The sequence below is a fragment of the Pseudomonas reinekei genome, from assembly GCF_001945365.1.
Taxonomy (GTDB): domain Bacteria; phylum Pseudomonadota; class Gammaproteobacteria; order Pseudomonadales; family Pseudomonadaceae; genus Aquipseudomonas; species Aquipseudomonas reinekei.
Genome location: NZ_MSTQ01000028.1, coordinates 54,878 through 62,756 on the forward strand (window position 1 = coordinate 54,878; position 7,879 = coordinate 62,756).

9 protein-coding genes are annotated in these 7,879 nt (G+C 59.2%); 4 read left to right on the forward strand and 5 right to left on the reverse strand.

The annotated features are described in order from the left end of the window. The first annotated feature begins 187 nt into the window (after window positions 1–187). Both BVK86_RS27640 and BVK86_RS27645 read left to right on the forward strand, forming a co-directional pair. Window positions 188–868 (forward strand): SOS response-associated peptidase family protein, encoded by a 681-nt coding sequence (locus BVK86_RS27640; protein WP_075949400.1) that lies wholly within the window; start codon window positions 188–190, stop codon window positions 866–868. A 258-nt stretch (window positions 869–1,126) separates the two neighbouring features. Further along, window positions 1,127–1,405: a hypothetical protein gene (locus tag BVK86_RS27645; RefSeq protein ID WP_075949409.1), complete on the forward strand. Its 279-nt coding sequence runs from the start codon at window positions 1,127–1,129 to the stop codon at window positions 1,403–1,405. Window positions 1,406–1,472: 67 nt separating this feature from the next. On the opposite strand, the gene BVK86_RS29910 is transcribed toward BVK86_RS27645, so the two are convergent. The 3 genes from BVK86_RS29910 to BVK86_RS27655 form a co-directional block, all read right to left on the reverse strand. Continuing rightward, a complete protein-coding gene (locus BVK86_RS29910; protein WP_167371522.1) occupies window positions 1,473–1,628 on the reverse strand; it encodes a hypothetical protein in 156 nt (51 codons plus the stop codon). Between the two features lie 66 nt (window positions 1,629–1,694). After that, window positions 1,695–2,006 (reverse strand): AzlD domain-containing protein, encoded by a 312-nt coding sequence (locus tag BVK86_RS27650; protein WP_167371524.1) that lies wholly within the window; start codon window positions 2,004–2,006, stop codon window positions 1,695–1,697. Continuing rightward, window positions 2,006–2,704, reverse strand: a complete 699-nt coding sequence (locus BVK86_RS27655; protein ID WP_075949402.1) for an AzlC family ABC transporter permease — start codon at window positions 2,702–2,704, stop codon at window positions 2,006–2,008. Before BVK86_RS27655 ends, BVK86_RS27650 begins: the two co-directional genes overlap by 1 nt. A gap of 285 nt (window positions 2,705–2,989) precedes the next feature. Between BVK86_RS27655 and BVK86_RS27660 the strand changes: the two genes are divergently transcribed. Beyond that, window positions 2,990–3,352 carry a DUF2784 domain-containing protein gene (locus BVK86_RS27660; protein WP_075949403.1) on the forward strand — a complete coding sequence of 121 codons (363 nt, stop codon included), beginning with the start codon at window positions 2,990–2,992 and terminating at the stop codon, window positions 3,350–3,352. Window positions 3,353–3,415: 63 nt separating this feature from the next. Here the strand turns inward: BVK86_RS27660 and BVK86_RS27665 are convergent, their stop codons facing one another. Then, window positions 3,416–4,969 (reverse strand): sensor domain-containing diguanylate cyclase, encoded by a 1,554-nt coding sequence (locus BVK86_RS27665; RefSeq protein ID WP_075949404.1) that lies wholly within the window; start codon window positions 4,967–4,969, stop codon window positions 3,416–3,418. Window positions 4,970–5,058: 89 nt separating this feature from the next. After that, window positions 5,059–5,586 (reverse strand): DUF3087 family protein, encoded by a 528-nt coding sequence (locus tag BVK86_RS27670; RefSeq protein WP_075949405.1) that lies wholly within the window; start codon window positions 5,584–5,586, stop codon window positions 5,059–5,061. A gap of 231 nt (window positions 5,587–5,817) precedes the next feature. On the opposite strand from BVK86_RS27670, the gene ppnN reads away from it, so the two are divergent. Continuing rightward, the gene (gene ppnN / locus BVK86_RS27675) at window positions 5,818–7,191 is read left to right on the forward strand and encodes a nucleotide 5'-monophosphate nucleosidase PpnN (protein ID WP_075949406.1); all 1,374 of its coding nucleotides are present in this window, start codon (window positions 5,818–5,820) and stop codon (window positions 7,189–7,191) included. Window positions 7,192–7,879 lie beyond the last annotated feature (688 nt).

Sequence of the window (7,879 nt, forward strand, 5' to 3'; positions counted from 1 at the left end):
TGCGGTCAATACGTCAAACGGCAAAATTCCTTCGCCCGTTCATCCTGCTTCAGCTCCCAGCGCGCTGCGAGCCGAAGTTGGATAAGGGTACACAGAGTTTGGTTCCGACAGGAACTGGCGGTGCAGCTGGCGGGCGCACGTGGACTGAGGCAACTAGACTGAAAGCCTTGACCAGAGGAACCCGTCGATGTGCGGACGCTTGTCGCAATACCGGGGCATCCACGACTTCGTCGCGGTGCTGAGCATTCCCGATGCGCTGATCAACCACGTCGGCGATCAGCCTTTGGCGCGTTATAACGCCGCGCCCACCACGCAACTGGCGCTGTTGCATCGGGAAGACGACGGCCTGCACGCCGATTCGCAGCGCTGGGGCTGGCGTCCGCATTGGGCCAAGGATCGCGCCGCGCCGATCAATGCGCGGGTCGAGAAAGTGGCCCACGGTCCTTTCTTCCGGTCAATCTGGCCACACCGGGCGATCTGCCCTGTCGACAACTGGTTCGAATGGGTCGATGCCGCAGACGGCACGCGGCAACCCTGGCTGATTAGGCGACGTGATCAGGGGCCGGTGTTCTGCGCCGCCATCGGCCAATTCCCGACGGGCGGCGCTGCGCCCAGAGATGACGATGGCTTTGTGATCATCACCGCCGACAGCGCCGGCGGCATGCTGGACATTCATGACCGTCGGCCGGTGGTGTTTTCCGCCGAACTGGCGCGGGAATGGCTGGACCCGGCCACGCCCAGGGAACGCGCCGAGCAAATGGTACTTTTGCAAGGTGAAGACAGCCACGCTTTCTGCTGGCACAAGATTGGAAAAGCGGTTGGCAATGCGAGAAACCAAGGACCGGAATTAATTATTGAAACAACCTGAAAGTGTCAATAACGACAGTGACTCTGGCATAAATAACAGGTATTTCTGAAGGATAAAGTTACAACTACAAGGAAGACTGTTTCAGTCAATTAACACCGGCATTCCCGATTCAACCGCTGGTCTGACCAGGGAGTCGCGTTGCATACATTTTTTGTCGCTACCGCTAGTATTCGCGCCGTATTTCCAGCAGCACCATCAGCTGACCAAAGAGTCAGCAATTAGGCAATCCCCATACATCAAGCCTTGCAGAGAACGAAATTGCGCGACGATTTTATAAATAATCAAGTCGTGAGTCTGGCGCGTGTTTATCTTACAAAGACAGAGCACTACCAACTCGACTGTTTCATCGGGCAATACATACAGACCCGTAACTTGCGTTCAATCCCCAATATCAATGAAATCCTGAGTTCAACCCTCGAAAGTTACCCGGGCAAGCCCCCGGTAATGGTCAACGAACTCAATGCCTGGATCGACAAGACATTGGGTTTTCGGGCCGCTCATCCGGACTTCCTGAACACTCTGGAAAACTCCAGGTAACGGTTACAGTCACGACAAAGCCCCGCGACAAAACGGGGCTTTATCGGGCCTGGAACCCGGTCAGGGGTCAGGGTTTTAATGGAATTTCGATGTCACGATCCGACAACTCGCGACTGTCGTCGTGTTTCCACGTCTTCTCCGATTTTCGCTGCAGTTCAAGCTCTTCTTCTGTCGGCTCATCCATGTCGTCTTCCGGGTCCGGACGCTTGGGGTCGATTGCCATGTTCACCTCTCTTCCTGAAGGAACTGTTCATCCGTTTTAAGCGTAGATCAGAATCCTGTGCCCGACTTACAGCCACCCGCGCAGCAAAAAGAAGAAGCCCATGCTCAACACCATGCTGAGCAAGGTGTTGCGGGTGTAGAGCACCAGGCAGACCGCCACCAGCGAACTGATCAGGTACGGGTTGTCCCATTGCAGGTTCAGTTGTTTCTCGGGCATGAACACGATCGGCCCGCAAATCGCGGTCAACATCCCGGGCACGGCGAAGCCGAGAAACTGCCGGGCATTGCTGCTCAGACGCAGCGGCAGCCGCGGCTCGAGAAAGACATAACGATTGAGAAACACCAGCACGCCCATGCCGACAATCACTGCCCAGACCATCATGTGCGCGCTCCCTGGAATTTGTTGCAGATAAATCCGGCAGTCATGCCCGCCAGCCCCGACAACACCAGCGCCGAGCCCCACTGCCAATAGCTGAATAGCACCGAGCAGAACAACGAAACAGCAACGCAGACCACGGTTGGCACGTTGCGCACCACCGGAGTGATCAGTGCAATGAAAGTGGCGGCAATGGAGAAATCCAGCCCCTGGTGCTCCAGGCCGGGAATGCTGCGGCCAAGGACGATTCCGGCGAGGGTGAAGAGGTTCCAGGCAATGTAGAACGTCAGGCCGACGCCCAAGGCGTACCAGCGATCAAACTGCTGCTTGTCATGCTGGCTGGTCAGGGCAAACAACTCGTCGGTGAGCAGAAAGCCCAGGCCCACACGCCAGCGACCCGGCAACGGCGAAATCACCGAGCGCAGGCTCATTCCGTAGAGTAGATGCTGGGAAGTCAGCAACAGCGTGGTCAACAGGATCGAAAAGATCCCGGCCCCGCCCTTGAGCATGCCAATGGCCACCAATTGCGCGGCGCCGGCAAAGACAATGCTCGACAAGCCTTGCCCTTGCAGCGGTGTGAGGTTGGCCTCGATGGCCATGGAACCGGCCAGCAAGCCCCAGGGCGCGGTGGCCAGGGACAACGGCATGATCGCCGCGGCACCGCGAAGAAACGCACTGCGCGGCAGGTGTGAGTTGGACATAACGCTCTACAACCAGAAGAAAGTTGCCAGACTGTGCCAGCAGTCGCCGCCGAAGGCTTGAACAATCTTGCGCATTGCCACGAACCCGTTCCATTCAGATCGCGCACGCGTTCTCCGCCGTTTCATCTTTGTTGAGCATGCTTCCCTGCGCAATACGGCACTGTAATTCGTCGAACAGGTCGACAAGTTGCTCTATCACGCCAGGCACATCGGACGCATGCTCGCGCAGATCTCTGATTTTCGCGAGTAGGATAGAGCGATCGCCTGACGCCAGCGAGAGACGAGATGTTTTACCGAATTGCCGCCGATGGGCTGGTGCTGTTTCACCTGGCATTCATTCTGTTCGTCTTGTTCGGCGGGTTGCTGCTGCTCAAATGGCGCGGCCTGATCGGCTGGCACCTGCCCTGCGCCGCATGGGGTGTGGCAGTGGAAGTGTTCCACCTGCCCTGCCCGCTGACGCGCTGGGAAAACCTGATGCGCCATGCTGCCGGGCAAAGCGGTTATGGCGCCGGTTTCATCGAGCATTATGTGTGGCCGATCATTTACCCGGCCGGCCTGACGCCGGGCATTCAACTGTGGCTGGCCGGGCTGGTGTTACTGGTCAACGGGGTGGTCTATGTTCAGGTCATCAAACAGTGGACCCGTTGAAAGAGCGCAGTCCGAGGATTGAGTAACATGCGGATGCAGGGCAGTGACCGCTTTGTCTGAATCTCAGTTGGCGATGACGCTCATGTTGCGACCGCTGGCCTTGGCCACGTACAACGCCTTGTCGGCAGCACCGATCAAGTCTTCGGTAGCCGCTTGGGAAGCCGCATCGTAGCCACAGACGCCGACGCTGACCGTCACCACCCCTTCGGGACTTTCACTGTGCTCCAGGCCGCTGGCGAGCACCGCGCTACGGATTTTCTCCGCCAGCAAAAACGCCCCCACGTAATCGGTCCCGGGCAGCACCACGGCAAACTCTTCGCCGCCGAAACGCGACGCCAGGTCACCGGGACGCTTGATGGTGTCGACGATGATCGCACCGATCTTGCGCAAGCAGTCGTCGCCCGCCAGGTGCCCATAGCGATCGTTGAAGGCCTTGAAATGATCGACATCGATCATCAGCAGCGCGAGGCCGGTATGGTTGCGCCGGGCACGCCCCGCTTCGGCGTGAATGAACAGATCGAACTGACGCCGGTTGGCCAGCCCGGTGAGGGCGTCTTCCAGCGCCAACAGCTCCAGGTTGCGATTGACCTCCAGCAACTTGTCCTGGGCGCCGAGCAGTTCATTCTGAATGCGGTTTTGCTGTTTCATCAGCTTGATCAGGCGATAACCCAACACGCCCAAAAACCCCAGCAACAACGAGACGATAGCGGCACTGAGCAGCGACTCCTTGCGCCAGCTCGCCAACACTTCGTCTTTGTTCAGCGCGGTAAAGACAATCAGCGGATAGCCCTCGACCCGACGATAACCCGTCACGCGCTCGACGCCGTCGATCACCGATGTGATCGTGGCCGTGCCGGCACTGCTGACGGGCAGCAACTGGGTGAAAAGCGGGCTCTTGCTCAAGCTGGAACCGATGTCCGCATCATGGAACGGTCGACGCACGACAATGCGGGCATCGTCGGCGATCAGGCTGATCACACCGTTGCTGCCAATGTCGATGCTGTCGTAGAGCTGCAGGAAGTGGCTGAGATAAATCGTCGCCAGTGCGACGCCTGCAAAGCTGCCGTCGGGATGATTGACCCGCCGTGATACGGTCATGATCCATTCGCCGCTGGAACGGCTCTTGATCGACGGGCCGATGTGCGGGCCGCGATCAGGGTGATCACGATGGAAGATGAAGTATTCGCGGTCGGAATTGTTCGCCACACCGACTTCGGCGCCGTTTGAATTGGCGATCCATCGCCCGGTTTCGTCATACACAAACAGGCCATGGATCTGACTCAATTCACTGCGCTGGGCGCTGAGCAAACGCTGCAAGCGATTGATCCGCCCCCCATCGATGCCATCGTTTTCGAGGCGATCGACCAGCGTAAGCAGCAGCGTATCGGCCTGCTTGATCGTCGCCTGCGCTTGCGAGGACAGGGTCTGCGCAAGGTTGGACATCGCCACTTCCTTGTCATGCAGGTGGTACTGGCGAGAGCGCCAGCCTTCCCAGATGACAATCACCGCCATCGACAGGCACACCGCAACCAGCAGCGTCACTGCGGAGCGAATCTTCAGGCGGGCAACGCCAGGCCGGCTACTTTCGATACGATCGTGAATGGACGGATGCCCCATGTCGCTCGCTCCTTGATGATTGGGAAAACGAGGCTTCCTGCTCGATTTCTACTCACTATGCCTTCCCCGGGATGGCCACGCTATCGGGGTTAGCCTGATGTGCGCTTCACCGCCTCCAGCCAGGCCGGGTCCAGGCGTATTTGCTGCGGATCAAGCCCCAGCGCCTGCATTCGCGCTTCGTGTTGCTGCATTTCCCGGCGCAATTGCCCCTGGTCGCTGGAGTTACCGTCCAGTTCGTGCATTTGGCTCAATCCCAAATGGTAGAACCGAAGCAGCTTCATGGCCGTCGGATCATCCGCCTCCACGGCGACCGTGAGGTGATGCATGACGTTGGTGACGCTCATCAGACTGCGCTTGAGTTGCCAACTATAGACCGCTGGCGCCATCCAATCCTGGGTCCAGAACACTTTGCGCATCAACGCCGCCATCACCAGCACCGCGGCAAACACACCGCCGATGTTGAACCGCAGGTTGTCGCCGCCAGGCTCGCCGAACACAGCCACCGCGACCGTGGAGAGCACCATCGCCAGCGCCACGAAGATCAGCGCAATGATCAGCGTGCTGCGCCGGGTCTGTTGGCGGTAGGTTTGGGCGTCCATCGGCTGGATTTCGAACATTGCGGCAGGATTCCTTTCTTCAGTGGTAAAAAGACGCTGCATCAAAAAGACTGCGGGGCATTATCGCCTCTGCACGGGATTTAGCTATGCTGGGCTCCCTTTTCATCTTTTCATCGTCAATCGGGGACATGGCGAGACCGCGTATTTAGTGCCATCTTCTTTCATGGATACACACTATTCGGATGCCATTCATTGTTTCTGTAGGAATGACATCGTTTTAAGGATCATTGAATGACCCAACGACACGTAATCAATGCTTCGGTCAGCCCGAAAGGCAGCCTGGAAACACTCTCCCAACGGGAAGTCCAACAACTGAGCGAAGCCGGATCCGGCAGCACCTACGACATCTTCCGCCAATGCGCCCTGGCCATCCTCAACACCGGCGCCCACGTCGACAACGCCAAGACCATTCTCGAAGCCTACAAGGACTTCGAAATCCGCATTCACCAACAGGACCGCGGCGTACGCCTGGAACTGCTGAACGCCCCCGCCGACGCTTTCGTCGACGGCGAAATGATCGCCAGCACCCGTGAAATGCTGTTCAGCGCCCTGCGCGACATCGTCTACACCGAAAACGAACTCGACAGCCAACGCATCGACCTGAGCACTTCCCAGGGCATCAGCGACTACGTCTTCCACCTGCTGCGCAACGCCCGCACCCTGCGCCCCGGCGTCGAACCGAAAATCGTGGTGTGCTGGGGAGGCCATTCGATCAACACCGAAGAATACAAATACACCAAGAAAGTCGGCCACGAACTGGGCCTGCGCAGCCTCGACGTGTGCACCGGTTGTGGCCCCGGCGTGATGAAAGGCCCGATGAAAGGCGCCACCATCGCCCACGCCAAACAGCGCATCCACGGTGGCCGCTACCTCGGTTTGACCGAACCGGGGATCATCGCCGCCGAGGCGCCGAACCCGATCGTCAACGAACTGGTCATCCTGCCGGACATCGAAAAACGCCTGGAAGCCTTCGTTCGCGTCGGCCACGGCATCATCATCTTCCCGGGCGGCGCGGGTACCGCGGAAGAGTTCCTGTACCTGCTCGGCATCCTCATGCACCCGGACAACGAAGGCCTGCCCTTCCCGGTCATCCTCACCGGCCCGAAACACGCCGCGCCGTACCTGGAGCAAATCGACGCCTTCGTCGGCGCCACCCTCGGTGAGGCTGCGAAACAGCATTACCAGATCATCATCGACAACCCGGCAGAAGTCGCCCGGCAGATGACCCTGGGCCTCAAGGCGGTCAAACAGTTCCGCCGCGAGCGCAACGATGCGTTCCACTTCAACTGGTTGCTGAAAATCGACGAAGGCTTCCAGCGCCCGTTCGACCCGACCCACGAAAACATGGCCAACCTCAAACTGAGCCGCGACCTGCCGCCCCACGAACTGGCCGCCAACCTGCGCCGCGCGTTTTCCGGCATCGTCGCCGGCAACGTCAAGGACAAGGGCATCCGCCTGATCGAACAACACGGTCCGTATCAGATCCGTGGCGATGCGGCGGTCATGCAGCCGCTGGATCAACTGCTCAAGGCCTTTGTCGCGCAGCACCGGATGAAGTTGCCGGGTGGTGCCGCCTATGTGCCGTGTTATCGAGTGGTTGCGTGACTGATGGAGTGAACTGCTGATGACACAAGCCGGAGCGATTGCTTCGGCTTGTTGCTTTCAGGGCCAAGGAAAAGCCGTGTTTCGAAGGGAATGCTGGTGGCGGGATACATCTGTCAGATCCGGTGGCTGTTACGGCGCCATCGCCAGCAAGCCGGCTCCTACAGGTGCGAATGCGGACGAACCCGACAAACAGGCCGGCCGGTAGGCCGCCTCGCTTTTGATTTGGCTTTTGATTTACCTGCCCCCTCGAGAGGCCGAGCGCAGGTGCTGCGCAGTGGGCAACCCGGCATGGATGCCGGGTTAGCCGCCCCCGGCCATGGATGGCCGATGGCGGCGGGCCCACGGAGCAGGACCGGAGCGCGGGCATGCCGAGCCACAGCGAGGCACCGAACGAAAGGGGCAAGAGCCCTTTGGTTACTTTGGGGCTTTTCCAAAGTGACCCGCTGTAAGAGCGGAACCCTAAGCAGCCGTTACCGCAGCAACGGATATGTACACCAGCAAATGCAAGGCTGACAGTCAGGCCGCCATCGCTGGCAGGCCAGCTCCCACATGAATCGGGTACGACCGCAACATCAAGGTCGCCTGTCAGGCCGCCATCGCTGGCAGGCCAGCTCCCACATGAATCGGGTACGACCGCAACATCAAGGTCGCCTGTCAGGCCGCCATCGCTGGCAGGCCAGCTCCCACA